The following is a 25,679-nucleotide window of genomic DNA, read 5'->3' on the forward strand; positions in this document are numbered from 1 at the left end:
GGTCTCCGCCAGATCCAGTACCGCAGCAACCTCATCGACGGATGCCTCGCCGAAACCGGCCTCATCTTGACGACATCACGCCAACAAGGTCAGTAGTGCCCCGGCCGGTTGGTGCGGGGCGGGGCAGGACTACAGGACGGCGTACGCCTCGATCTCCATCAGGAACCGCGGCGAGACCAGCGCGGAGACCTGGACCGCCGAGGCGGCGGGGAGGCGCGCCGGGTCCATGTACGTGTCACGGGCGGCCCGTATGGCGGGCATGTGCGCCATGTCCGTGACGTAGTACGTCAGCTTCACGACATCCCGGAAGCTGCCGCCCGCGGCCACGAGGCAGTGCCGCAGATTGTCGAACACCTGCCGCGCCTGCGCCGCCGGGTCGTCCTCGCCGACGAGCTGCCCGTCCCCGTCCAGGGGAAGCTGACCGGCTATCGCCACGAAGCGGCCCGTCCCCATCACCACGTGCGTGTACTGGGTGGCGGGGAAGACGCCGTCGGGGGCGTGGATGTGGGTCAGTCGGCTCATGTGCCCATCCTGGAGCATCGGTGTGACAACTCCTCTGGCGGGGCCGCTGCTTGGCGGGCCGGGCTCAGGTTCAGGTTCAGGTTCAGGTTCAGAGGAGGGTGAGCTGGGTGCCGCCGGACGGGGCGGGGGCGGGCTCGGTGTCCTGGGGCAGGGGTGCGCGGATGCGGCGGGGGGTGGCCGCGCGTGCGGGGCCGATGCCGAATTCCTCGGCCAGCTCGTGCACTTGGCGGGTGATGCGGCGTTGGTACCACTTGGGTGCGTAGGCGCCTTCCGCGTACAGCCGTTCGTAGCGCCGCACGAGATACGGATGGTGCTGCTCCAGCCAGGCCATGAACCACTCGCGCGCTCCCGGCCGCAGATGCAGCACGAGCGGGGTCACGGACGTCGCCCCCGAGGCGGCGATGGCCCGCACCGTCGCCCGCAGCTGTTCGGGCCGGTCTCCGAGGAACGGGATCACGGGCGCCATCAGGACCCCGCACCCGATGCCGTGATCGGTCAGCGTCCGTACGACGTCCAGACGGCGCTCCGGCGCGGGCGTGCCCGGCTCCACGGTGCGCCACAGCTCCTGGTCGACGAAGCCGACGGACACGGAGATCCCCACGTCGGTGACGGCGGCGGCCTGCCGCAGCAGGTCGAGGTCCCGCAGGATCAGCGTCCCCTTCGTGAGGATGGAGAAGGGGTTCGCGTGGTCACGCAGGGCGCCGATGATCCCGGGCATCAGGCCATAGCGTCCCTCGGCCCTTTGGTAGCAGTCGACGTTGGTGCCCATGGCGATGTGCTCGCCGTGCCAGCGGGGCGAGGCGAGCTGGCGGCGCAGCAGGTCCGGGGCGTTGACCTTGACCACGATCTGGCTGTCGAAGCCGAGCCCCGTGTCCAGGTCCAGATAGCTGTGCGTCTTGCGCGCGAAACAGTAGACGCACGCGTGTGTGCACCCCCGGTACGGATTGACCGTCCACTCGAAGGGCATGCGGGACGCCCCCGGCACCCGGTTCACGATGGTTTTCGCCCGGATCTCGTGGAACGTGATCCCACGGAACTCAGGTGTGTCGAAGGTCCTCGTGGTGACCGCGTCCGCGCCGAACAGCGCGGCATCCGCGACACCCCGTGACGGCCCGTCGGCGAGGTTCTCCCAGCGCATGACGCCTCCTCGGTAGCACTGACCACAGAATAGAACACATGTTCCCTTGATCGTGCGAGGGGATGGCTCGGCGACCCCGACGTGACCCCGCGGCGGCCCCGGAGCGACCCCGATTTGGGGGCCCGGTGCGCAGGGTGGTTGGCTTCCGGGGATCACCCTGAACAACCGAGTGCTGGAGGAAGTGCCATGGCGCAGGTCGAGGCGACCACGGAGCGGATCATCACGGCGCGGCCGGAGGATGTCTTCGACGCGCTCGCCGACTACGAAGGCACGCGTCCGAAGATCCTCTCGGAGCACTTCAGCGAGTTCGAGGTGCGCGAGGGCGGCGACGGCGAGGGAACGCTCGTCCACTGGAAGCTGCAGGCCACCAGCAAGCGCATCCGGGACTGCCTTCTGGAGGTCAGCGAGCCGACCGACGGGGAGCTCGTCGAGAAGGACCGCAACTCCTCCATGGTCACCACCTGGACCGTGACCCCGGCGGGGGAGGGCAAGGCGCGCGTGGTCGTCTCCACCGTGTGGAACGGCGCGGGCGGCATCGGCGGCTTCTTCGAGAAGACCTTCGCCCCCAAGGGGCTCGGGCGGATCTACGACGAGGTGCTCGGCAAGCTCGCCGCGGAGGTCGAGAAGTAGGCCGACGTGTGACCGGGCCTCAACTCCGGTAGCCCCGCAGGGGCGTTGTCACGCTCACCGTTTCGAGTGGTTTTCTGTTCGGGCCAATTGTACGGCGTAGGGCTCCCACCGGCGCATACGTGTGCCGGACCCCGCGCAGGGGCGACTCGTCGCGCTTGCTCGCAGTTGTCGCGTAATGCGAGAAATGCGGCGCAGGCGCAGACGAGGGGAGCAGGACGTGGGCGGCACGACGCTGGTGAAGGGCGCCGAGCGGGGGGACGCCGAGGGGGCGGAGGCGGTGCCTCCGGGCGTCGAAGAGCCGCCGCCACCCCAAGAGCACGTATCGGCGGCGGCGGGGCTCAGCCCCGGGCGCGTCCGGATGGTCTTCGTCGGGCTGATGCTCGCCCTGCTGCTCGCCGCGCTCGAGCAGATGATCGTCGCCACCGCGCTCCCGAAGATCGTCGGTGAGCTGCACGGCCTGGACAAGATGTCCTGGGCGATCACCGCCTATCTGCTCACGTCCACGATCGGCTTGCCCATCTACGGCAAGCTCGGGGATCTCTTCGGACGCAAGGGCGTCTTCCAGTTCGCCATCGTCGTCTTCGTCATCGGCTCGGCGCTCGCCGGCTGGTCGCGCACGATGGACCAGCTCATCGCCTTCCGCGCCATCCAGGGCATCGGCGCCGGCGGTCTCATGATCGGCGTGCAGGCGATCATCGCGGACATCGTCCCGCCCCGGGAACGCGCCCGCTACATGGGCCTGATCGGCGCCGCCTTCGGCCTCGCGTCGGTCGCGGGCCCGCTGCTCGGCGGCTTCTTCACCGACCATGTCACCTGGCGCTGGTGCTTCTACTTCAACGTACCCTTCGGGCTCGTCACCCTCCTCGTCGTCAGCTTCGGGCTCAAGTTGCCCAAGCGCACGGCGAAGGCCCGACTCGACGTCCTGGGCGCGCTGTTGCTCGCCTCGGCCTCCACCTGCCTCGTGCTCCTGACCAGTTGGGGCGGCACCGAGTACGCGTGGGGCTCGCGCGTCATCCTGGGGCTCGCGGCCGGGGCCGTCGCCTCGATCGTGCTCTTCGTCGTCGCCGAACGCTTCGCCGCAGAACCGATCATCCCGCTGCGCCTGTTCCGGGACTCGGTCTTCAACATCACCGCCCTGGTCGGCATGGTCGTCGGCATCGCCCTCTTCGGGGCGGCCAGTTATCTGCCGACCTTCCTGCAGATGGTCGACGGCGCGAGCGCCACCGAGTCCGGACTGCTCATGCTGCCGATGATGGGCGGTGTCGTCGGCGCCTCGATCCTCTCCGGCCAGCTCATCAGCCACACAGGCCGCTACAAGATCTACCCGGTCGTCGGCGGCGTCCTTTCCGTCATCGGCATGTGGCTGCTCTCCCGCCTCGAGGCCGACACACCCCGGCTGCACTACAGCATCTGGATGGCCGTGCTCGGGGCGGGCGTCGGCCTCGTCATGCCGGTGCTCATCCTCGCCGTGCAGAACGCGGTACGCCCCAGCGACCTCGGCACGGCCACCAGCGCCAACAACTACTTCCGGCAGATCGGCGGCAGTGTCGGCGCCGCGATCTTCGGCACGCTCTTCGCCGACCGGCTCGCGGACTCGCTCGCCGACCGCATCCCGGCCGGAGCCGGCCTATCGGACCCCGAGGCCATCACCCCGCAGCTCGTCCACGCGATGCCCGCCCCGCTGCGCGAGGGCTACATCCAGGCGTACGCCGACGCGATGCCCCGCATCTTCCTCTACCTGGTGCCGGTGCTCGCCCTCGGCATGCTGATCACCTTCTTCCTCAAGGAGACACCCCTGTTGTCCAGCACAACGTCCCAGGACGCCCCCGCCGCCGAAGCCGCGCCCGTCCCCCAGGCCCGCACCCCGTACGCCGCCGGCGTGCCCGTCTGCGGCACCGTGCAGCACCCGGACGGCACCGTCGTGCCCCGCGCCGCCCTGACCCTCATCGACGTCGGGGGCCGGCAGATCGGCCGCGGCGCGAGCGGCGACGACGGGCGGTACGCGCTGTCCACGCCGGGCTCGGGATCGTTCGTCCTGATCGCGGCCGCGGGCGGCCACCAGCCGCAGGCGGTCACCGTCACCGTCGGCGAGCGTCCCGTGGAGCTCGACGTGGTGCTCGGCGGCGCGGGACGCCTGGCCGGCAGCGTGCTCACCGCCGACGGCACCCCGGTCAGGGACGCCGCGGTGACCCTCACCGACGTACGCGGCGAGGTCGTCGCCACCACCCGCAGCGGTCGCGAAGGCGGCTATGTGATCACGGAGTTGGTGGCCGGCGAGTACACCCTGGCCGCCAGCGCACCCGCCTTCCGCCCGGCGGCCCTGCCGGTCAGCGTGCAGGCCTCCCGCGAGACACGGCAGGACGTCGAGCTGGCGGGCGGCGCCGTCCTGCGCGGGACCGTGCGGGCCAACGGCGGGCGCCCCGTGGAGGACGCCCGCGTGACGCTGCTCGACGCGGCGGGCAACGTCGTGGACACCCTCACGACCAGTCAGGACGGCACCTTCCGGTTCGTCGACCTGTCGTCCGGCGAGTACACGGTCATCGCCGCGGGCTACCCGCCGGTGGCGACCGTGCTCCAGGTCGCGGGCGGGGGACGCACGGAACGGGACCTTCAGCTGGGCCACGAAGACCGGCCCTGACCGGACTGGACCCGTCCGGCCCTGACCGGCGCTGTCCGGCGGGAGGCGCAGAAAACACCCGCCGGAGGCGCCCCCGTGAGTCCGAATTCCCTTATTGCGCCGCATGGCAAGGCGTGTCGGCCGTACGGTGGTTGGGGCGGCGCAGGGCTTCGCGGTGCCGCCGGAAGGAGCGTTGGCCATGGAATACGGCACCCCGGACGGGCCGGTGGCGCACCATGCCGTGGCCGGCCGGATCCCGCTCGCCGTGGTCGTCATCGACGGCGCGGGCCTCGTCTCGCACTGGAGCACCGGCGCGCGGAAGCTGTTCAAGTACGCGAAAGAGGACGCCGTCGGAAGCCCGGCGGGCGACCTGCTCCCGGTGGCGGGCGCGATCCCCGAAGGTCACGCGAACTACGGCGAGTACGACGGCCTGGGGCCCGACCTGGAGACCTCCCTCTACGGACGCATCTCGTACCCCGCCGCCGGGCGCGCGCGTCTTTCCGTGCCCGGCGGCGAAGACCACAGGGTGGACGTCCTGTGGTGGGCGTACCCCCTCGTCGGCCCGGGACCGGAGCGGCTGCTCGTGCTCGCGGCGGACGCGGACCGGCTGGCCGACGACGACGACCTCGAGCCGGGGCAGGTCGAGCGGATCGCGCCGGGGTTCGCCCTGCACACGGACTTCCCCGGAGCGGACGAGCTGGCGGACCGGCTGCCCGAGATCCTGCCCAGCATGAGCGTGGGCGAGAGCTCCCGCATCGTGGCGCAGATCCTGGAACTGGGCTATCCCGTCCTGGAGTTCAGCAAGCACGACCGGGTGCCCGTCACGCCCGACTGGGGCGTGCCGCGGCGGGCCGAGCGCACGGCGCGCAGGCTGCGCGCCCAGCAGGCCGCCGCCGAAGGCGCCGCGCCCGAGCCCGGCGCCCAGGAAGAGGCCGAGGACCTCGAGTACGCGGCGGTGCGCGAACACCTGGAATTCCTGAACGAGGTCAGTGGACGCATCGGCTCCTCGCTCGACCTTTCACGGACCATCGTCGAGGTCAGCCGGGCCGTCGTGCCGCGGTTCACGGACGTCGCGGGCACCTACCTGCGCGAACAGGTCGTCGCGGGCGAGGGCTTCCCCGAGGGGCCGCCGGACGAGACCACGATGTGGCACAGGGTCGCCGTGGAGCACACGGACGAACCGGGCCGCTGGGACGACGTCGTACCCGTCGGCGAGTCCATGCCCTTCCCGGCGCACACACCGTTCTTCCAGTGCATGACCTCCGGTGATCCGGTCCTCGTGCCGCGCATCAGCGAGGAGATGGGCAACGCGATCGCCTCGCAGTTCGAGAAGCGCGACATCCGCCCGCTCATCAACCACCGTTCGATGCTCGTCGTACCGCTGAAGGCCCGCAACGTGGTGCTCGGATTCATGATCCTGCTGCGCCACCGGGAGCGGCCCGTCTTCAACGACATGGACCGCGTCACCGGCGCCGAACTGGCCGCCCGCGCGGGCCTCGTGCTCGACAACGCCCGCATGTACACCTACCAGGAGAGCGTCGCCGACACCCTCCAGGACAGCATGCTCCCGCACATCGAACCGCGCATGACGGGCTGCGACATCGCCACGCGCTATCTGCCGGGCACGCTCCTCGGCCGGGTCGGCGGCGACTGGTTCGACTCCGTGAAACTGCCCGGATCGCGCACCGCGCTCGTCGTCGGCGACGTGATGGGACACGGCCTCAACTCGGCTGCGATGATGGGCCAGTTGCGCACGGCCGTACAGACCATGGCCGCCTTGGACCTGCCGCCCGCCCAGCTCCTGCGCAACCTCGACGACCTGGCGCAGCGGCTCGGCGAGCACTACCTCGCGACATGCCTGTACGCGGTCTACGACCCCATCGCGAGCGAGCTGCACCTGGCCAACGCGGGCCATATCCCGCCCGTCCTCGTCCGCGCCGACGACGGCCGCAGCGAACTCCTCGACCTGCCGACGGGGGCGCCCATCGGAGTCGGAGGTGTGCCCTTCGAGGCGGTCACCGTCCGCGTGGCGCCCGGCGACCGGCTCCTGATGTGCACCGACGGCCTCGTCGAGGTCCGTGGTGAGGACATAGGCGTCGGACTCGCCACGCTCACCGAGTCCGCGGCCCACCCGGCCGCCTCCATGGACGCCGCCTGCGACACCATCATCCGCGCGCTCAACCCCCGCGGAGGGCGCAAGGACGATGTAGCCCTCTTGATGGCACGCCTGAACGGCATCGCGGACGAGGACGTCGCGACGTGGCGGCTCGCGCTCGACCCGAGCGAGGTGAGCAGGGCCCGCGACCTGACCCGCGACCGACTGCGCACCTGGTCCCGCGGCGCCCTCGCCGAGACCGCCGAGCTGCTGGTCAGCGAACTCGTCACCAACGCCGTACGGCACTCTCGCGGCGGCCGTGTCGAGCTCCGCCTGGTCCGCTCGGGGTCCACGCTGATCTGCGAGGTCGAGGACGACGACCACACCCTGCCCACCTTGCTGGACGCGGGCCCGGACGACGAGTTCGGGCGCGGGCTGCGGATCGTCAGCGTCCTCGCCAAGGAGTGGGGGACCAGCCGTACGGCCTCCGGCAAGACCGTGTGGTTCGAGCTGGGACCGCCGCGCGAGTGACGGCTCCGGGCGCTTCGCGGGGGGCGTGCGCTCGGCGGGAAGTACCGAAGGCGTGGCGATTGTCCGTGCCGGTGACTTGTCCGTGCACCCCGGGCGCGGTAGACCGATCTTGCCGTCGGCTTCGGCGGTCGTCGCCGCGATCCTGGGGAGCTGCGCATGAGCGTCACGAGTCGGTACAGGGAGGCGTGGGAGGGGTTCTGGCGGGATGCCCCCGACGAAGCGGGAGCCGTCTTCTGGGACGCCGAGCCCGCGCTCACCGTCGGCATCCACCTCGCCCTCTTCGAGCCGCACATGACGGCCGCGGGTCTGCCCTTCGTCGACCTCGGCTGCGGCAACGGCACCCAGACCCGCTTCCTCGCCGACCGCTACCCGCGCGTCCTCGGCGTCGACCTGTCCGCCTCCGCGCTGCGTCACGCACGGAACGCCGACCCGGCGGGGCAGGTGGAGTTCCGGCAGGTCGATGCCGCGGAGAAGGCCGAGGCGGAGCAACTGCACGCGGAAATGGGCGACGTGAACGTCTATATGCGCGGGGTGCTCCACCAGTGTGATCCAGACGACCGTCAGCCGCTGGCCGACGGCATCGCGGCGCTGCTCGGCGAGCGCGGCAGAGCGTTCGTCGTCGAGCTCGCCGAGGCCGCAGGACCGATCCTGAGAGGCCTCGCCCGGAGCCCCGAGGGCCCGCCGCCGAAGCTGGCGCCGGTGTTCGCGCACGGCATCGCGCCGGGCGAGGTCGCCGACGCCGCGGTGCCGGAGCACGTCACGGCGGCGGGCCTCACCGTGCTCGCGAAGGGAGAACTCCCGCTGATGACGACCGACTACAACCCCGATGGCACGCGGATCGAACTGCCGTCGAAGTGGTTGGTGGTGGGGCGCCCGGGCTGAGCCTCTGAGTGCCGTCGACCCGGGGTGCGTCAGCGGGGGCGCGTCATCCGGGTCGCGTCACTCAGCCCGCCACGGCGACAGCCCCCGGCACCACGCTCCGGGGGTCTTGCTTCGCCACCTCGTGGGCCACCTCGTGCGCCACCTCGCGGGCGGTCCGCGCGAAGGTCGCGATCGCCCCCGTGCCGTGGCCGGCCCGCCACACCAGGCCGTAGCCGACCGGCTCGGCCTCGGCCAAGGGCACGTAGGCGACTCCTGGCCGGGTGAAGTACGTCCCGGTGTGCGCGGGAGCGAGGAAGGCGCCCCTGCCGCCCGAGACCAGCACCAGCGCCTCCTGCATGTTGGTCACCGCGGGACCGCGGCCGATCGGGCTGCCGGACGGAGTGCGCGAAGGGGCGTGGTGCTCGAGCCAGTAGTCGGGCACCTCGCCCTCGATCGTCAGGAGCGGTACGTCGGCCAGGTCATCGAGCGAGACCGAGTCCCGGGCGGCCAGCGGATGCGCCGAGGCGTTCGCGAGGACACGCTCCTCCGCGAGCAGCGCCGGACCGCCGCCCAGATCCTCCTCGCGCACCGGGAACTCCATGAGCTGCATGTCGAACTCGCCCTTGCGCAGCTGCCCGTACGGATCACCCAGCGGCACCTCGCAGACCTCCACGGCGAGCCCCGGATGGCTCACGCGCAACACCTCCGTCGCCCGCATCACGATCTCCCCGGCCAGCGGGTTGGCGAAGCCGACGTGCAACACGCTGTCGATGCCGCGCGCGGTGGCCGCGGCCCGCTCGACGGCGGCGTCGATGGCCCGATGGTGCGGTTCCAGGTCCGCGCGGAGCTGACGGCCCAGCGCGGTGAGGGCCACACGGCGGCTCGTGCGGACGAACAGCGGGGCACCGACGCGGCGTTCGGCGCGCTGGATCAGCTGGCTCACCCGGGCGCGGGACAGCCGCATGCGCTCGGCCACCCTGCCGAAGTGCAGCTCCTCGGCCAGGAGCAGAAAGCACTCCAGTTCATCGCGTTCCATCGACGTCCCCCAGGCAGCTCGGATCGGTAAGCCTGATTGAACGAACGTTGCGTTCTTCGCCGTTGTTCCGTCCCTACGCCCTGATCGAGGGTGGGTGAGCCGGGAAATCCCCCGCACCATCGCTGATTTGGCGGAGAGCAGACGTGAGTTCGCAGACAGATTCACCAGCCCCAACCGGGACACCGCGTGTGTCCCCCGTCACCTTCGAGCCCCGGGAGTGGGGCGTCCTGCTCGTCCTGTGCGGCGCGATCTTCCTGGAGGGCATCGACGTCGCCATGCTCAACGTGGCTCTGCCGTCGATCCGCGCCGACCTGGGTCTGTCCACCGGGTCCCTGCAGTGGGTCATGAGCGCCTACGTCCTCGGCTACGGCGGCTTCATGCTGCTCGGCGGCCGTGCCGCCGACCTCTTCGGACGCCGCCAGATGTTCGTCTTCTGGCTCTCCGTCTTCCTCCTCTTCTCCGGGCTCGGCGGATTCGCCACCGACGGCTGGACGCTGATCGTCGCCCGCTTCGTCACCGGCATCGCCGCCGCCTTCATGACCCCGGCGGGCCTCTCCATCATCACCACCGGCTTCGAGGAGGGGCCGCGCCGCAACAAGGCACTGCTCTTCTACTCCGGCACCGCCGCGGGCGGCTTCTCCATCGGCCTGGTCGTCGGCGGTCTGCTCACCGCGTTCGGCTGGCGCTGGGTGTTCTTCGTGCCCGTGGTGCTCTCCGCCCTGATCCTGGCCGCCGCGCTCGTCTACGTGCCCAAGTCCCCGCGGCCCGACCGCACCGGGCAGAGCGTCGACCTGGTGGGCGCCCTCACGGTCACCGCCGCGATCGTGCTGCTCGTCCTCGGCGTGGAGCGCGCCTCCCACGCGAGCGCCGCCGCCACGATCGCCACTCTCGGCGCGGGTCTCGGCCTCCTGGCCGTCTTCGTCGCCGTCGAGCGCCGCTCGTCATCGCCGCTCGTCCGCCTGGGGATCTTCCGCAGCGGCCCCCTGGTCCGCGCCAACCTCGCGGGCCTGTTCTTCGCGGGCGGCTTCTTCGGATTCCAGTTCCTGGTCGTCCTCTACCTCCAGGAGCTGCGGGACTGGTCCACGGTCCAGACCAGCCTCGCGTTGATCGTCGTCGGTGCCGACGCGGTGCTCTCGCCCACCCTCACCCCCAAGCTGGTCGAACGCTTCGGCAACGCCCGCGTGATCTTCGGCGGGCTGCTGCTCGCCGCGCTCTCGTACGCCCTGTTCCTGCCGGTCGGCGCCGACTGGACGTACCTGGCGATGTTCCCCAGCCTGATCATCCTCGGCCTCGGCTTCGCCCTCACCTACGGACCGCTCACCATCGTCGCCACCACGGGCGTCAAGGAGGAGGAGCAGGGCCTGGCCGGCGGCCTGCTCTACACCGCCTTCCAGTTCGGAGCCGCCCTCGGCCTCTCCACGGTCACCGCCGTCAACGTCTGGGCCACCACGTCGAGTTCACCCTCCGCGCTCCTGGACGGCTACCGCGCGGCCCTGTGGGTCCCGCTCGCCGCCGCCCTCCTCGCCGCGCTGATCAGCGCCTTCGGGCTCCGCTCACGGCCGGGCACGGTGACGGCGTCCGGCGAACCGGCGGACGGCCTCGTCCCCGAGATCCCCGCAGCGCGCTGATCCGCCACCCCACTCAGCAACAAGGAGCACCCGACATGGCCACCACCAAAGTCAGCGACTTCTCCGACGTGCGGGACACGTTCTTCTCGTACGTACGCGACATCAAGTACGCCACGATGATCACCGTCGACCGCAGGAACCGCCCCCGGGCCCGCGTCCTGCTCCCCGTCTGGGAGATCGTCGAAGGACGGCCGCTCGGCTGGCTCGCCGCGTACAAGACCCCCGTCAAGGCCGCCCACCTGGCCGCCAACCCGCACACCACCTACTCCTACTGGAGCCCCCGCCAGAACACCGTCCACGTCGACGCCCTCTCCGCCTGGGCCGATGACGAGGCCTCCAAGCGCCACGCCTGGGACCTCTACACCCGAGGCGGCCCGCCCGGCGTGGGATACGACCCCGTCCACTACTGGCGCGGCGGCCCGGAGGATCCCGAGTACCACGTGATCCGCATCGAGCCCTGGCGGATCCAGCTGGTCTGCGGATCGGACCTGCGCAGCACCCTCTGGCAGCCGACGGGGGAGGGGGCGGCGCGCGACGCGGTCACCGACGGACCTGGTCCAGAAGTTGGCGAACGCGTAGCGTGAGGCCGCATGAAGATCCTGATCAGCGCAGACATGGAGGGGGCCACGGGCGTCACGTGGCCGGCCGACGTGCTGCCCGGTACGCCGCAGTGGGAGCGGTGCCGTTCGATGTTCACCTCGGACGTCAACGCGGCCGTCCTCGGTTTCTTCGACGGGGGCGCCGACGAGGTGCTCATCAACGAAGCCCACTGGACCATGCGCAACCTGCTCCTCGAGGACCTCGACGAGCGGGCGCAGATGCTCACCGGGCGGCACAAGTCCCTCTCCATGGTCGAGGGTGTCCAGCACGACGACGTGGACGGCATCGCGTTCGTCGGCTACCACGCGGGCGCCGGCATGGAGGGTGTGCTCGCGCACACCTACCTCGCCAACTCGATCACCGGCGTGTGGGTCAACGGCGTCCGGGCCAGCGAGGGACTGCTCAACTCCCACGTCGTCGCCGAGTACGGCGTTCCCGTCGTCCTCGTCACCGGCGACGACCTGGCCTGCGAGGACGCACTCGGCTACGCCCCCGGCGCGCTGAAGGTCGCCGTCAAGGACCACGTGTCGCGGTACGCGGCGGTCTGCCGCACCCCGCGGCGGACCGCCTCCGACATCCGGGCCGCGGCCAAGGAGGCGGCCCCCCTCGCCGTGCGCCGCGTTCCGGTCCAGGGCGGCCCGTTCACCGTGGAGCTCGAATTCGACGCCGAGCACCTTTCCATGGCGTCCACCGTGGTGCCGGGGGTGCGGCGCACCGGCGAGCGGAAGATCGCGTACACCAGCGAAACCATGTACGAGGGCATTCGTACGTTCAAGGCGGTCACGACGATCGCTTCGGCGGCTGTGGAGGAGCAGTATGGCTGAGGAGCAGCCGGGGCATCAGGACACCGGACACGTCGACGGGCAGGCGCTCGACGAGGTCGTCCGGTTCACCTCCGAACTCATCCGCATCGACACCACGAACAGGGGCGGCGGCGACTGCCGGGAGCGGCCCGCCGCCGAGTACGCCGCGGAGCGCCTCGCCGGAGCCGGGATCGAACCGACGCTCCTGGAGCGGACGCCGGGCCGTACGAACGTGGTGGCACGCATCGAGGGCACGGACCCCTCGGCCGACGCGCTGCTCGTCCACGGTCACCTGGACGTCGTTCCGGCCGAGGCCGCGGACTGGAGCGTGGACCCCTTCTCCGGGGAGATCCGCGACGGCGTCGTATGGGGCCGCGGCGCCATCGACATGAAGAACATGGACGCGATGATCCTCTCCGTGGTGCGCGGCTGGGCGCGCGCGGGAGTGCGGCCCCGGCGGGACATCGTGATCGCGTTCACCGCCGACGAGGAGGCCAGCGCCGAGGACGGGTCCGGGTTCCTCGCCGATCAGCACGCCTCCCTCTTCGAGGGCTGCACGGAAGGCGTCAGCGAGTCCGGTGCCTTCACCTTCCACGACGGCCGCGGCAACCAGATCTACCCCATCGCCGCGGGGGAGCGCGGCACCGGCTGGCTCAAGCTGACCGCCCGCGGCAAGGCGGGCCACGGCTCGAAGGTGAACCCGGACAACGCCGTGAGCAAGCTGGCGTCGGCGATCTCCCGCATCGGCGAGCACCGCTGGCCGGTGCGGCTCACGCCGACGGTCCGGGCCTCCCTGACCGAACTGGCCGCGCTGTACGGGGAGCAGGCCGACCTGGACGCGCCGGGGTTCGACGTGGACGCGCTCCTGGAGAAGCTCGGCCCGGCCGCCGACCTGGTCGCGCCGAGCGTGCGCGGCAGTGCCAATCCGACCATGCTGCAGGCCGGTTACAAGGTGAACGTGATCCCCGGGGAGGCCGTCGCCTATGTGGACGGCCGGTATCTGCCGGGTGGGGAGGAAGAGTTCGCCGCCACCCTTGACCGGCTCACCGGAGTGGACGTCGACTGGGAGTTCCACCACCGCGAGGTGGCGCTGCAGGCGCCGGTCCACTCGTCGACGTACGCGAAGATGCGGGCAGCCGTCGAGGAATTCGCGCCCGAGGGACAGGTCGTGCCGTACTGCATGTCCGGCGGCACGGACGCCAAGCAGTTCTCGCGACTCGGCATCACCGGCTACGGCTTCTCGCCGCTGAGGACACCGGAGGGTTTCGACTATCAGGCGCTCTTCCACGGAGTCGACGAGTGCGTTCCGGTCGACGCGCTGCACTTCGGCGTCCGCGTACTCGACCGCTATCTGAGAACGGCCTAGGGAACACAACCGATCATGGGGGAAGAGAAGGACATGATGGAGACCCAGGCGTACGGATCGTGGCCGTCACCCATCGACGCGGCGCTCGCCGCCGCCCACGACGGCTCCCCGGACGGCGTGGGCTTCGTCGGGGACGAGGCGTGGTGGACCGAGCCGAGGCCCACCGAAGGCGGCAGGCGTGCCCTGGTGCGGCGGCGTCCGGACGGCGCGGAGGAGTCCGTGCTGCCCCAGCCGTGGAACGTGCGCAGCCGGGTCATGGAGTACGGGGGGCGTTCGTGGGCGGGGGCGGCGGGACCTGACGGGCCGCTGGTCGTGTTCACCGACTTCGCGGACCAGCGTCTGTACGCGTACGAGCCGGACGCCCCCGAAGCGGCGCCGCGCCCGCTGACCCCGCTCTCGGACGTGGGCGGCGGCCTTCGGTACATCGACCCGTGCGTGCACCTGGACCGGGGCGAGGTCTGGTGCGTCCTGGAGGAGTTCACCGGCCAGGCGCCCACCGACGTACGCCGGGTGATCGTCGCCGTGCCGCTCGACGGCTCGGCCGCCGATGACCGCGCCGCGGTGCGGGAACTCTCCGACGACCGGCACCGGTTCGTCACCGGGCCGCGCCGCTCACCGGACGGCGCCCGCGCGGCGTGGATCGCCTGGGACCACCCGCGGATGCCGTGGGACGGCACGGAACTGCTGGTCGCCGAGGTCCGCGCGGACGGCACGTTCGGCGCCCCGCGGGTGTTCGCGGGCGGCCCCGAGGAGTCCATCGCGCAGGTGGAGTGGGCCCCCGACGGACGGCTGCTGTTCGTCAGCGACCGCACGGGGTGGTGGAACCTCTACCGCGGTGACGCCTCCGGCGGTGGGAGTTTCTCGTCGGGAGTACCCGTCTGTCCGCGCGAGGAGGAGTTCGGCGGCCCTCTGTGGCAGATCGGGTCCGGCTGGTTCGCGCCCCTGGACAGCGGTCTCGTCGCCGTCGTGCACGGCAAGGGCGCCACCGCGCTCGGCGTGCTCGACCCGGAGACCGGCGAGGTCGTCGACGCGGCGGGCCCCTGGACGGAGTGGGCGGCGACCGTCGCGGTGAACGGCACCCGTGTCGTCGGCGTCGCGGCCAGCCCCCGCAGCGCGTACGAGGTCGTGGAGCTGGACACCTGCACCGGCCACGCCCGCGTGATCGGCGCCGCGCACGACGACCCGGTGGACACCGCGTACTACCCCGAGCCGCGCATCCGCACCTTCAGCGGTCCGGCCGGTCGCGAGATCCACGCGTACGTCTACCCCCCGCACCATCCGGCCTGCATGGCTCCCGACGAAGAACTCCCGCCGTACGTGGTGTGGGTGCACGGCGGGCCCACCGACCGCTCCCCGCTCGTGCTCGACCTGGAGATCGCCTACTTCACCTCGCGCGGCATCGGCGTCGCCGAGGTCAACTACGGCGGCTCGACCGGCTACGGCCGCGCCTACCGCAACCGCCTGCGCGAGCAGTGGGGCATCGTCGACGTGGAGGACTGCGCGGCCGTCGCCCTGGCCCTGGCCGACGAGGGCACCGCCGACCGTGACCGTCTCGCGATCCGCGGCGGCAGCGCGGGCGGGTGGACCGCGGCCGCCTCGCTGACCACGACGGACGTGTACGCCTGCGGCACGATCATCTACCCCGTGCTCGACCTCACGGAGTGGGCCGCGGGCGGGACCCACGACTTCGAGTCACGTTATCTGGACTCGATGATCGGTCCCTTCGACGAGGTGCCCACGCGATACGTGGAGCGTTCCCCGGCGGAGCACGCCGACCGGGTCACCGTGCCCTTCCTGTTGCTCCAAGGGCTCGACGACGTGATCTGTCCGCCCGAACAGGCCGATCGGTTCGTCTCCGAGCTGGCGGGCCGTGGCGTGCCGCACGCCTACATCGCCTTCGAGGGGGAGGGGCACGGATTCCGCCGGGCGGACACACTGGTCCGGGCCCTGGAGGCGGAACTGGCCCTGTACGCTCAGGTGTTCCGCCTGAAGCTGTCCGGCGCCGCGCCCAGCCTGGAGCTCTCCAAGTGAACTCCCTGACGCGTCCCGCGCGGCTCACCCCCGGCGCGCGGGTCGCCGTCGTCGCGCCCAGCGGGCCCATTCCGGAGGACCGGCTCCAGGTGGGCCTCGACATCCTGCGCGGCTGGGACCTGGAACCGGTCGTCGCGCCGCATGTCCTGGACCGGCACGCGCGGTTCGACTACCTCGCGGGCACGGACGCCGGTCGCGCCCGCGACCTCCAGGAGGCGTGGTGCGACCCCTCCGTCTCCGCGGTGCTCTGCGCGCGCGGGGGCTACGGAGCCCTGCGCATGGTGGAGTCGCTGGACTGGGCGGCGATGCGGGCGGCGGGCCCCAAGGTGTTCGTCGGCTACAGCGACATCACCACGCTGCACGAGGCGTTCGCGGCGAGGATGGGCCTTGCGACGCTGCACGGCCCGATGGTCGCCGCCACGGACTTCCTCAAGAACACCGGTGCGCAGGAGCACTTGAGGGCCACGCTCTTCGCCCCCGAGCAGGTCCAGGTGATCGCCTCGGCCGGTACGGCGCTCGTGCCCGGCCGCGCCCGGGGCGTCACGCTCGGCGGCTGCCTCTCCCTGCTCGCCTCGGACATCGGCGCCCCTGAGGTGCGCACGTCGGCGCGGGGCGGGCTGCTCTTCCTGGAGGACACCGGCGAGAAGACGTACCGCCTCGACCGCTACCTCACCCAACTCCTGCGTGCCGGCTGGCTGGACGGAGCCCGCGGGGTCGCGCTCGGCTCCTGGGTGGACTGCGATCCGTACGACACCGTGCGGGCGCTGCTGCTCGATCGGCTCGGCGGCCTCGGCGTGCCGATCGTCGAGGAGTTCGGGTTCGGGCACTGCGACGGGGCGCTGACCGTGCCGTTCGGAGTGGAGGGCGAACTGGACGCGGAGAAGGGGACGTTGACGCTCGACGTGCCCGCGCTGGTGTGAGGCTCGCACCCCGGTGAGCGGCGCATCCCTCACTGAATCTCCGTCAACTCCTGCCCAGAACTCCTGTCACGGGCGTTGACCCATACCTGACACGTGTCACAGCATGGCCCTGGCCGGTTACTTACCGGTCGGTAGTCGGCTGTCCTCAGCGTGGAGGTCCCGTGTCCCGTCGTACCGCTTCCCGTCGTGCCCGCTCCCGTTCTCGCGGGCCGCTCGCCCTCGCCGTCGGCGCCGCACTGGCGGCGCCGCTGGCCCTGGCGGCACCCGCGCCCGCGGACGCCACCGGCCAATTCACCATCACGCCGCTGAAGTTCACGATCGAGGCGGGCGGCAGGACCTGCACGGTCGACGCCGACCTCTACCGCCCCGCCGGGGTGGACGCCGCACACCCCGCGCCCGCGGTCATGACCACCAACGGCTTCGGCGGCAGCAAGTCGGACGGCTCGACGGCCGCCGCCGGCAGGGAATTCGCCGAGCGGGGTTACGTCGGGCTCGTCTACTCCGGGCTCGGCTTCGGCAAGTCCGGCTGTCTGATCTCCCTCGACGACCCGAAGATCGACGGCAAGGCGGCCTCAGGACTCGTCGACTTCCTCGCGGGCAAGCGCGCCGCCGATGACGGCACGACGGTCGACTACGTCACCAAGGACGCCGGGCAGGACCCGCGCGTCGGCATGATCGGTGGTTCCTACGGAGGGGCTGTCCAACTGGCGACGGCCGCCGTGGACCACCGGGTCGACGCCCTCGTACCGATGATCACCTGGAACGACCTGGGCTACTCGCTCGACCCGAACAACGCGTCCGACCGCAGCGTCCCCGGCGCCGCCAAGTGGCAGTGGATGAACGGCTTCTACCTCATCGGCGAGGGCCAGCCGCTCCTCGAACCGAGCCTGGACCCCTCCCGCGTCAACTCCCTCACCTGCCTGCACTTCGTCACGAAGGCCTGCGAGACCATCCGTACGCTCAACTCGGGCCGCTACCCCGCGGACAGGACCCAGGACCTCCAGGAGTACGCCCGCAGCGTCTCGCCCGTGTCGTACCTGCCGCGGGTGAAGGCTCCGACGCTGCTGATCCAGGGCCAGGCCGACACCCTCTTCAACCTCAACGAGGCGCAGGCGACGTACGAGACGCTCAAGGCGCAGGGCACCACGACGAAGATGATCTGGCAGTCCGCGGGCCACAGCGGCGGCCTCTCCGACGCGGCCTCCGGTGAACTCAACCTCTCCGAGGGCAACTTGGAGACCAGTTACGTCGGCAAGCGCGTCCTGTCGTGGTTCGACCGCCATCTCCGGCAGAAGAAGGGCGTCGACACCGGGCCCGCCTTCGCCTACCACCAGGACTGGGTCCCGAGCGACAGCGGACCGAACGGCTCGTACGCGACAGCGTCGAAGGTCCCCGCCCTGAGCCAGAAGCTGTACCTCTCCGGCGACGGCAAGCTCGTCGACGCCCGCAAGAAGGTCGCGCGCGGCAGCCGCGAGTACCGCAACTGGCTCATCCCGACCAGTCACTCGGAGAGCTCCCTGGCCGGTCTGATCGGCCTGCCCGACCCGGCGCCGTACGACACCAAGGGCACCTACCTCGACTGGACGACCGAGCCGCTGACCGCTCCCGTCGACGTGGTCGGGTCCGCGAAGGCCACCCTGAAGGTCGTGTCGCCCCGGACCGAGCGGGTGCAGCACTCCGGCGACGCGGCCGACAAGCTGGTCCTCTTCGCCAAGCTGTACGACGTCGCGCCCGACGGCAAGAAGACGCTCGTGCACCGCCTTGTGGCGCCCGTGCGTGTGCCGGACGTGACGAAGCCGTTCACCGTGTCGCTGCCGGGGATCGTGCACCGGTACGAGGCGGGGCACAGGCTGCGGTTCGTGGTGGCGGCGAGCGACGGCGCGTACGGAGGGAACAAAGGCGTGAAGCCGGTGACCGTCACGAGCGCGCCCGACGACACCGGGGAGCTCCGGCTGCCCGTGGTGGGCTGACCTGCCCCGGGCTCACCCGTACGGCCCACACCCCCACCCCGGAGGGGCATCCACCGCGCGCGAACCCGGCCCAGCTGCCCATGCTGGTCACCGGGGGAGGCCGGTCGAAGCTCCGACGGAAGGTCCACGTATGAGTCCCAGCAGCTCGACGGGCGGCTCGAAGGGCGGCTCTGGCGGCGGCTCTGGCGTCATGACGCCCGGCAGGATCGCCGTCCTCGTGATCGCCGTCCTCACCCTGGTCTTCATCTTCGAGAACACCCGTCACACCAAGATCAGACTCCTGATCCCCGAGGTGACCATGCCCCTGTGGGTGGCGCTCCTGGGCACCGGCCTGATCGGCGCGCTGTGCGGGGCGTACTTCGTCCGGCGGCGCAAGTAGGGCCTTTGCGTAATCCTGACCGGGATAACCCCTGGTCGGGACGGAGCCGAGCGTGTTCCATGGTGATCGTGACGACCACCGTGCGACGTGACGTACTGACGCTGCCCGCCGCCCCGTTGGGCCCCGAGAACCCGCTGCCGCCGTTGCGGCCGCTCCGTAAGGTGCACACCCTGGACGAGCGAGGCAGACAGGGGCTGCCACGCGACATGGCGCGGCAGCTCGGGTACGAGCCGCTGCGCGGCGTCCTGCCGACGCGGGTGCTCGACGGGTACGGGCGCGAGCGGACCGACACGACCCTGGACACGCTGGTCATCGAGAACGACCGGCTGCGCGCCACCGTCCTGCCTGCGTTCGGCGGCCGTGTCCACTCCCTCTTCCACAAGCCGACCGGCCGCGAACTCCTCTACCGCAACCCGGTGTTGCAGCCCGCCTCCTTCGCCCTGAACGGCGCCTGGTTCTCCGGCGGCATCGAGTGGAACATCGGCGCCACCGGCCACACGACGCTGTCCTGCGCGCCCCTGCACGCCGCGCGCGTGACGGCGCCCGACGGCGGCGAGATGCTGCGGCTCTGGGAGTGGGAGCGGCTGCGGGACGTGCCGTTCCAGGTGGATCTGTGGCTGCCCGAGGGGTCCGACTTCCTCCACGTCGGCGTGCGGATCCGCAACCCGCACGAGAAGGCGGTCCCGGTCTACTGGTGGTCGAACATCGCGGTGCCCGAGGAGCGCCGGGTGCTCGCCCCGGCCGACGAGGCCTGGCACTTCGGCTACTCGGGCGTGCTGCGCAAGGTGCCGGTGCCGCGGACCGACGGGGTGGACCGGACGTACCCGCCGCGCAGCGAGTACGCCGCCGACTACTTCTACGACGTACCGGACCGCACGCGCCGCTGGATAGCGGCGCTCGACGACGACGGGCACGGCCTCGTCCAGACGTCCACCGACCTGCTGCGTGGCCGCAAGCTCTTCGTGTGGGGCTCCGGGGCCGGCGGGCGGCGCTGGCAGGAGTGGCTGACGGAGCCGGGCACCGGCGGGTACGCGGAGATCCAGGCGGGCCTGGCCCGGACCCAGCTGGAGCACGTACGCCTGGACGCCGAAGGCGAATTCAGCTGGCTGGAGTCGTACGGGCCGCTGTCGGCGGAGCCGGGCCTCGTGCACGGCTCCGACTGGCGGGCCGCGCGCGAGGAGGCCCAGGCGCGGCTCGCGGACTCGCTGCCGCGCGCCGCGGTGGAGGAGGCGTACGACGCATGGCGGCCGTGCGCGGACATGGAGCCGGGCGAGGTGCTCGCCACCGGGTCCGGGTGGGGCGCGCTCGAAGTCCTTCGCGCCGGACACAAGTTGCCGGGCACGCCGTTCGCCGAGTCCACGCTGGGGCCCGAGCAGGAGCCGTGGCTCGAGCTGTTGCACTCCGGCGCCGTCCCCGAGCCGCGCCGGGTGGCGCCGCCGGGCCCGACCCTGGTCGCCCGGCACTGGCGGGACATGCTGGAGACGGCGCCCGCGCAGCCGTCCGCCGAGTATCACCTGGGCGTGGCGCAGTGGCACGCGGGCGATCTGGCCCAGGCGGTGCGCAGCTGGGAGCGCGGCCTCGAACTCGCCCCGTCGCGCTGGCCGTTTCTGCGGTGCCTCGCGGTCGCCGACCAGGACGCGGGCCACATCGAGCGCGCCGCCGACCGGTACGCGGAAGCCTTCGACGACCTGTGCCAGGAACGGCGCGACGACGGTGTCCTGTGGACGTCCGCGAGTGCCGCCCTCGGCAGGGAGGCGATAGGCGTCCTGCTCTCGGCCGGGCGGCGGGAGGCGGCCCGCGGCGTGTGGGACCGCCTGCATCCCCCCACGCGGGCGGAAGGCCGGTTCCGCCTCGTCGAGATCCAACTGCTCGTCGCGGAGGGGGAGAAGGCCGCGGCGCGGGCGGTGTTCGACGAGGGCTTCGAGGTGGCCGACCTGCGCGAGGGCGCCGAGGTGCTCGGCGAGCTGTGGCGTGCGGTGACCGACGACGAGCTGCCCGCCCGGTACGACTTCCGGATGCGGGCTGTCGCGGAGGAGTGAAGCCCTCCCGAGGGGGGCGGGGCAGCCGCCCCCCCCGGGGAGGATGCCGGCCTCCCCGGAGGGAGGGCGTCGGCTAGACCAACTCACCGTTCCTGGCCACGACCTGGCCGCCGTGCACCACCATGTCCCGCTGCGGCATGTCCACCAGCACCTGCGGCAGGCACTCCCCGCGCACGAGGATGAAGTCGGCGGGGGCGCCGGGCTTCAGGTCCGCGTGGTCGAGACCCATCACGTCGGCTCCGCCGTGCGCGCCCACGCCGTAGCAGTCGGCCAGTTCGTCGTCGAGGCGGACGTCGGTGACCCAGCCGAGGATGTGCGTGCGGTGCAGCATGTCGGCGTTGCCGAACGGGCTCCACGCGTCGCGCACCCCGTCCGAGCCGAGCCCGACCCGCACCCCGTGCTCGCGCAGCTTCGCGATCGGCAGGACCAGCGACTCGTTCGGCGCCACCGTCGTCAGGGAGATGTCCTGCTCTCCCAAGTCGGCCGCCATCCTGCCCAGTTCGGTGTCCGACAGGTTCGGCAGGCAGAAGACGTGACTGACCGTGACCTTGCCGCGCAGGGACAGCGCGCGAGTGCGGTCGATGATGGCCCGCAGGACCTTCGTGCCCTTCTCGTCGCGATCGTGGAGGTGGATGTCCACGCCCACCCCGTGGCGGTCCGCGAGGCCGAAGACCAGGTCGAGCTGTTCGTCCATCGCGTCGTCGAAGCTGATCGGGTCGATGCCGCCGACCAGGTCGATGGAGCCGGAGCGGGCCGCTTCCTCCAGGAGCTCCGCCGTGCCGGGGGTGCGGACCACGCCGTGCTGCGGGAACGCCACGATCTGCACGTCGAGCGCGTCCCGCAGCCGCTCGCGGGCCGCGTTCACCCCCTCGACGCCGGCCAGGTCATAGGCGGGGGCCACGTCCACGTGGGCGCGCATCGCGCGGGTGCCGCGGGTCACGGCGTGCGCCATCAGACGGTGTGCGCGCTCGCCGACCGGCCGTGACTGGCTCTTGAACAGCTCCACGTCCTGGGCGCAGTAGTCGGCGATGCCGTTCGCGGGCTTGCGCGTGACCCAGTCGCCGCCCCACGTCGTCTTGTCCGGGTGGATGTGGGCGTCCACGAGGGAGGGCAGGGCGACCCGGCCGTCGCAGTCGATCACCTTGGCGCCCTTGGGCGCCCGGCCGTCCGTGATCCGTCCGTCGACGACCGTGAGGTCCACGGGGGTCTTCGCCCCGAAGGGGCGGACATCGCGGAACACCACGGCCCTGGAACGGCGGCCGCCGCCGTGGGGCGCCGCGGCGGCCGGGGCGGCGGCCGACAGGGCGGCTCCGGCGCCCGCGAGGGCGGCGGCACCCGCGAGGACGCCACGTCGGGTGAGCCGGGAGGAGGGCGGAGGGATGGACTCGACGCACATGGGGCTGCTCCAGCACGGGTTACGGAGGGAACGCGTCCGCAGTTTGTATACCAAGCTGAAGTGTCCCGCAAGGAGTGGCAGGGAGAATGTGCTGCTTTACGCGGGATAATGGTGAGAGCCTTGGTGTGCGGGTAGGGCTTGGTATACAGAGCCCGTCCTCAGGTGCGGCTGCCGCCGCCGTCGCTGTTACTGCCGTGTCCGTGTCCGTGGCTGTTTCCGTTGCCGCTGCCCTCGAAGAGCGACCGCAGCGCCACCGCCTGGCTGTCCCGTACGTGCAGGAGCGTGCTCGCCGACGCCGTCTCCTCGTCGCCCGACGCGATATGCCGGTAGATCAGGCCATGCTGGGCCCGCATGTGGTCCGGCTCGGCGCGCATGCCGAACAGGAGCTGGAGCTGCCAGCTCAGCTGCTCCATCGTGCGGGCGAGCAGAGGATTGCCGCAGAGGGCCACGATGCCCTCGTGGAAGGCTGTGTGCGCGGCGACCTCACGGGGCCCGTCGTCCACGTCCGACGCCTGCTCGGCCTGGTGGAGCGTGGCCCGCAGCGCGGCGAGGCCGGGCGGCTCGGCCGGCGCGCTCTGAGCCACCTGGCGCGCCGCGAGCCGGGACGCCTGCACCGCGAGCGGCTCCCACACCTCGTACAGATGCCGTACATCGGAGCGTTCCAGGCGGCGCACCCGCACCCCGCTGTGCGGAAGGAGTTCAAGGAGGCCCTCGGCGACCAGCGCGCGCATCGCCTCCCGCACGGGGACCCGCGACATCCGCAGCTCCTCGGCGACCTCGCGCTCCACCAACCGCGAGCCCAGCGGATAGCGGCGGTCCACGATGCGCTGCCGGACGGCCTCGCGCGCCTGGGCGCTCAGCGAGATCCGTTCCGTACCGTCCGCCGTACCGTCCGCCGTACTGCCCGCCACGTGCACCGTCCTCCGTTCGGCCTGCCTGCCGTGGAGGATACGGGGAGGCGCGAGGGGAGGTCCGTTCGGCGGTTCGGACGCGGGCGCGGTTCAGGACGTGGGACGCGGTTCAGGGCGTGGGGCGCCGGTCCGCGTACTCGAAGACCGTGCCGTCCGGGTGCACCGCGATCAGATTGCGGCCCGCCGGCGTCGGGACGGGGCCCGCGATGACACGGGCGCCGGACGCGTTCAGGACGGTGTACGCCTCGTCGACGTCCGGTACCGCGATCGTCGCCGAGACCTTCCGGAGGATCTCCAGCTCATGCTCGGGACCGCTCATCAACAGGAAACAGCCGACCGCCGCGACCGACACGCCCTCCCGCTCGAAGCGCTGCGCGGTACCGCCCGCGAGGCGTTCGTAGAAGGCGACCGAGGACTCCAGGTCCTCGACGCAGATACGCAGCGTGGCTCCCAGGATCTCCATACGGGCGAGCCTAGTTGGCCCGGCCGTGATCCGAGATCGTTTCGGCGCACTTGCGGAAGTTCCACCCCGTGGCGGCGACCACATCGGCCGCGATGTCCTCGACCCGCCGCCCGTCCGTCGCCACGCGACGGGTGCCGTCGGCCGCGTGCTCATCCAGCCGCCGGGCCATGAACGCGCTGGTGCGCAACTGCTGTGGGAGCTCCGAGCCCAGTTCGCGCGCCGTCAGCCTCTCCTCGACGGTGGCGTCCGACGCCGTGAGCAGCACCCGGATGATGCGCGGGCCGCGCAGGGCGGCGGCGAACAGCCACTCCTCGCTCCCGAGGACGCTCGCCGTGTTCGTGCAGACGAGCCGATGGCAGCCGAGGTCCGTGTAGTTCGCCCACAGGGCCGCGAGGTTGCGCGCGGTGATCCCGGAGCGGTGGGGGTCGCCCTCCGGTGCCGGATGGACCGCGTCCAGGGCACCACCCTCGATGTACGCGTGCGCCACGTCGGCCGCCCGCAGCCGCGCCGCGACCTCCCGGCCCACCGAGGACTTGCCCGCCCCGGAACGGCCCCCGATGAGCAGTGCCTCCGTCTGTCGCATGGTCCGAGCGTGGCAGGCCATGGTGGCCTCACGCGACCCGGTACTCCTCGACCTCCTCCGTGCGTCGCAGCTCCAGACCGTGGCCGACGCCGCCGTCGGGGCGGACGACGCCGCCCGTCGGGTCGAGGGCGCCGTCGAAGAACATCGACTCGATCCGCACATGGTCGTGCAGCCACTCGATGTGCCGCAGATTCGGCACGCAAGCGGCGACCGCGGCATGCGCGTGCGGGGCGCAGCGGGCCGAGACCTCGATCCCGTGCGCCTGTGCGAGGGCCGCGGCACGCAGCCACTCGGTCAGTCCGCCGCAGCGCGTCGCGTCCAACTGGAGGCAGTCCACGGAGGAGACCATCCGCGCGAAGTACGGGAGGTCGTAGCCGTACGCGCCGGCCGCGACGTCGCAGACCAGCGCGTCCCGCACCAGCGCGAGCCCCCGCAGGTCCTCCGACGGAACCGGCTCCTCGAACCAGCCCACACCGTGCTCGGCGAGCACCCGGCCCACCCGGATCGCCTGCTTGCGGGTGTAGCCGCCGCTCGCGTCGACGTACAACTCGGCCTGCGCGCCGATGACGTCACGCGCGGTGCGCACCCGTAACAGGTCGCGGGTTGCCGCCCGGCCCCAGTCCTCACCAATCTTGATCTTGACGCGGGGTATGCGCTGGCCGTGTACCCAGCCGTTGAGCTGGGCCGCCAGATGCGTGTCGTGGTACGTGGTGAAGCCCCCGCTCCCATAGACGGGGACCTCGTCGCGGGCGGCGCCCAGGAGGCGTACGAGGGGGATCTCCAGGAGGCGTGCCTTGAGGTCCCACAGGGCGATGTCGATCGCCGAAACGGCACACGAGGCGGCACCGGGGCGGCCGGTGTCGCGGACCGCCTTCGTCATCGCCGCGTGCGCGGCGGGGATGTCGAGCGCGTCGAGGCCCGTGACGACCGGGACGAGCTGCTCGGCCAGCAGGGAGACGGTGGACGCGGGGCCGTAGGTCCAGCCCGTGCCCGTCGCGTCGCCCGCCGTGATCTCGACGATCACGATGGTGGTGCTGTCCCACGCGAAGGTGCCGTCCGCCTCAGGGGCGTCCGCGGGGACCGAGTAGGCGGACATGGCGGGCATTTCGATGGGCACTGCGTCCTTCATCGGGTCCGTCCTGGATCACATGCGGGGTGGG

21 protein-coding genes are annotated in these 25,679 nt (G+C 71.6%); 13 read left to right on the top strand and 8 right to left on the bottom strand.

What is annotated here, in order from left to right:
- Positions 1 to 129: 129 nt before the first annotated feature.
- Positions 130 to 522 carry a RidA family protein gene (locus tag AB0I94_RS27260; RefSeq protein WP_363312318.1) on the bottom strand — a complete coding sequence of 131 codons (393 nt, stop codon included), beginning with the start codon at positions 520 to 522 and terminating at the stop codon, positions 130 to 132.
- Between the two features lie 88 nt (positions 523 to 610).
- Complete coding sequence (locus AB0I94_RS27265; protein WP_363312319.1) at positions 611 to 1,660, bottom strand: Rv2578c family radical SAM protein; 1,050 nt, start codon at positions 1,658 to 1,660, stop codon at positions 611 to 613.
- 186 nt (positions 1,661 to 1,846) lie between these two features.
- On the opposite strand from AB0I94_RS27265, the gene AB0I94_RS27270 reads away from it, so the two are divergent.
- The 4 genes from AB0I94_RS27270 (at position 1,847) to AB0I94_RS27285 (ending at position 8,415) form a co-directional block, all read left to right on the top strand.
- A complete protein-coding gene (locus AB0I94_RS27270) occupies positions 1,847 to 2,290 on the top strand; it encodes an SRPBCC family protein (RefSeq protein ID WP_363312320.1) in 444 nt (147 codons plus the stop codon).
- 277 nt (positions 2,291 to 2,567) lie between these two features.
- A complete protein-coding gene (locus AB0I94_RS27275; RefSeq protein ID WP_363312460.1) occupies positions 2,568 to 4,928 on the top strand; it encodes an MFS transporter in 2,361 nt (786 codons plus the stop codon).
- A gap of 178 nt (positions 4,929 to 5,106) precedes the next feature.
- On the top strand, positions 5,107 to 7,533 hold the full coding sequence (locus AB0I94_RS27280) for a SpoIIE family protein phosphatase (RefSeq protein WP_363312321.1): 2,427 nt from the start codon (positions 5,107 to 5,109) through the stop codon (positions 7,531 to 7,533).
- 156 nt (positions 7,534 to 7,689) lie between these two features.
- On the top strand, positions 7,690 to 8,415 hold the full coding sequence (locus tag AB0I94_RS27285) for a class I SAM-dependent methyltransferase (protein WP_363312322.1): 726 nt from the start codon (positions 7,690 to 7,692) through the stop codon (positions 8,413 to 8,415).
- A gap of 61 nt (positions 8,416 to 8,476) precedes the next feature.
- Here AB0I94_RS27285 and AB0I94_RS27290 read toward each other — a convergent pair whose 3' ends face one another.
- On the bottom strand, positions 8,477 to 9,430 hold the full coding sequence (locus AB0I94_RS27290; RefSeq protein WP_363312323.1) for a LysR family transcriptional regulator: 954 nt from the start codon (positions 9,428 to 9,430) through the stop codon (positions 8,477 to 8,479).
- 188 nt (positions 9,431 to 9,618) lie between these two features.
- On the opposite strand from AB0I94_RS27290, the gene AB0I94_RS27295 reads away from it, so the two are divergent.
- The 9 genes from AB0I94_RS27295 (at position 9,619) to AB0I94_RS27335 (ending at position 21,166) form a co-directional block, all read left to right on the top strand.
- Positions 9,619 to 11,058, top strand: a complete 1,440-nt coding sequence (locus AB0I94_RS27295) for an MFS transporter (RefSeq protein WP_363312324.1) — start codon at positions 9,619 to 9,621, stop codon at positions 11,056 to 11,058.
- A gap of 35 nt (positions 11,059 to 11,093) precedes the next feature.
- Entirely contained in the window at positions 11,094 to 11,642 is a 549-nt protein-coding gene (locus tag AB0I94_RS27300) for a pyridoxamine 5'-phosphate oxidase family protein (protein WP_363312325.1), read from the top strand.
- Positions 11,643 to 11,648: 6 nt separating this feature from the next.
- Complete coding sequence (locus AB0I94_RS27305) at positions 11,649 to 12,482, top strand: M55 family metallopeptidase (RefSeq protein WP_363312326.1); 834 nt, start codon at positions 11,649 to 11,651, stop codon at positions 12,480 to 12,482.
- Complete coding sequence (locus AB0I94_RS27310) at positions 12,475 to 13,827, top strand: M20/M25/M40 family metallo-hydrolase (RefSeq protein ID WP_363312327.1); 1,353 nt, start codon at positions 12,475 to 12,477, stop codon at positions 13,825 to 13,827. Before AB0I94_RS27305 ends, AB0I94_RS27310 begins: the two co-directional genes overlap by 8 nt.
- A 15-nt stretch (positions 13,828 to 13,842) precedes the next feature.
- On the top strand, positions 13,843 to 15,858 hold the full coding sequence (locus AB0I94_RS27315; protein ID WP_363312328.1) for a prolyl oligopeptidase family serine peptidase: 2,016 nt from the start codon (positions 13,843 to 13,845) through the stop codon (positions 15,856 to 15,858).
- Complete coding sequence (locus tag AB0I94_RS27320; RefSeq protein WP_363312329.1) at positions 15,855 to 16,778, top strand: LD-carboxypeptidase; 924 nt, start codon at positions 15,855 to 15,857, stop codon at positions 16,776 to 16,778. The genes AB0I94_RS27315 and AB0I94_RS27320 overlap by 4 nt, the downstream gene beginning before the upstream one ends.
- Before the next feature lie 161 nt (positions 16,779 to 16,939).
- Positions 16,940 to 18,748, top strand: coding sequence for a CocE/NonD family hydrolase (locus tag AB0I94_RS27325; protein WP_363312330.1), 1,809 nt, complete (start codon positions 16,940 to 16,942; stop codon positions 18,746 to 18,748).
- 130 nt (positions 18,749 to 18,878) lie between these two features.
- Positions 18,879 to 19,127: a hypothetical protein gene (locus tag AB0I94_RS27330; protein WP_363312331.1), complete on the top strand. Its 249-nt coding sequence runs from the start codon at positions 18,879 to 18,881 to the stop codon at positions 19,125 to 19,127.
- Between the two features lie 59 nt (positions 19,128 to 19,186).
- Positions 19,187 to 21,166 (top strand): DUF5107 domain-containing protein, encoded by a 1,980-nt coding sequence (locus AB0I94_RS27335; protein ID WP_363312332.1) that lies wholly within the window; start codon positions 19,187 to 19,189, stop codon positions 21,164 to 21,166.
- A 73-nt stretch (positions 21,167 to 21,239) separates the two neighbouring features.
- On the opposite strand, the gene AB0I94_RS27340 is transcribed toward AB0I94_RS27335, so the two are convergent.
- The 5 genes from AB0I94_RS27340 to AB0I94_RS27360 form a co-directional block, all read right to left on the bottom strand.
- Positions 21,240 to 22,562: an amidohydrolase family protein gene (locus AB0I94_RS27340; protein WP_363312333.1), complete on the bottom strand. Its 1,323-nt coding sequence runs from the start codon at positions 22,560 to 22,562 to the stop codon at positions 21,240 to 21,242.
- Between the two features lie 158 nt (positions 22,563 to 22,720).
- The gene (locus AB0I94_RS27345; protein WP_363312334.1) at positions 22,721 to 23,473 is read right to left on the bottom strand and encodes a GntR family transcriptional regulator; all 753 of its coding nucleotides are present in this window, start codon (positions 23,471 to 23,473) and stop codon (positions 22,721 to 22,723) included.
- A gap of 109 nt (positions 23,474 to 23,582) precedes the next feature.
- Complete coding sequence (locus AB0I94_RS27350; protein ID WP_363312335.1) at positions 23,583 to 23,936, bottom strand: VOC family protein; 354 nt, start codon at positions 23,934 to 23,936, stop codon at positions 23,583 to 23,585.
- A gap of 10 nt (positions 23,937 to 23,946) precedes the next feature.
- The gene (locus AB0I94_RS27355) at positions 23,947 to 24,519 is read right to left on the bottom strand and encodes a hypothetical protein (protein ID WP_363312336.1); all 573 of its coding nucleotides are present in this window, start codon (positions 24,517 to 24,519) and stop codon (positions 23,947 to 23,949) included.
- A 28-nt stretch (positions 24,520 to 24,547) separates the two neighbouring features.
- Positions 24,548 to 25,648 (bottom strand): enolase C-terminal domain-like protein, encoded by a 1,101-nt coding sequence (locus AB0I94_RS27360; RefSeq protein WP_363312337.1) that lies wholly within the window; start codon positions 25,646 to 25,648, stop codon positions 24,548 to 24,550.
- Positions 25,649 to 25,679 lie beyond the last annotated feature (31 nt).

It is taken from the genome of Streptomyces sp. NPDC050147, assembly GCF_040660195.1.
Lineage (GTDB): Bacteria > Actinomycetota > Actinomycetes > Streptomycetales > Streptomycetaceae > Streptomyces.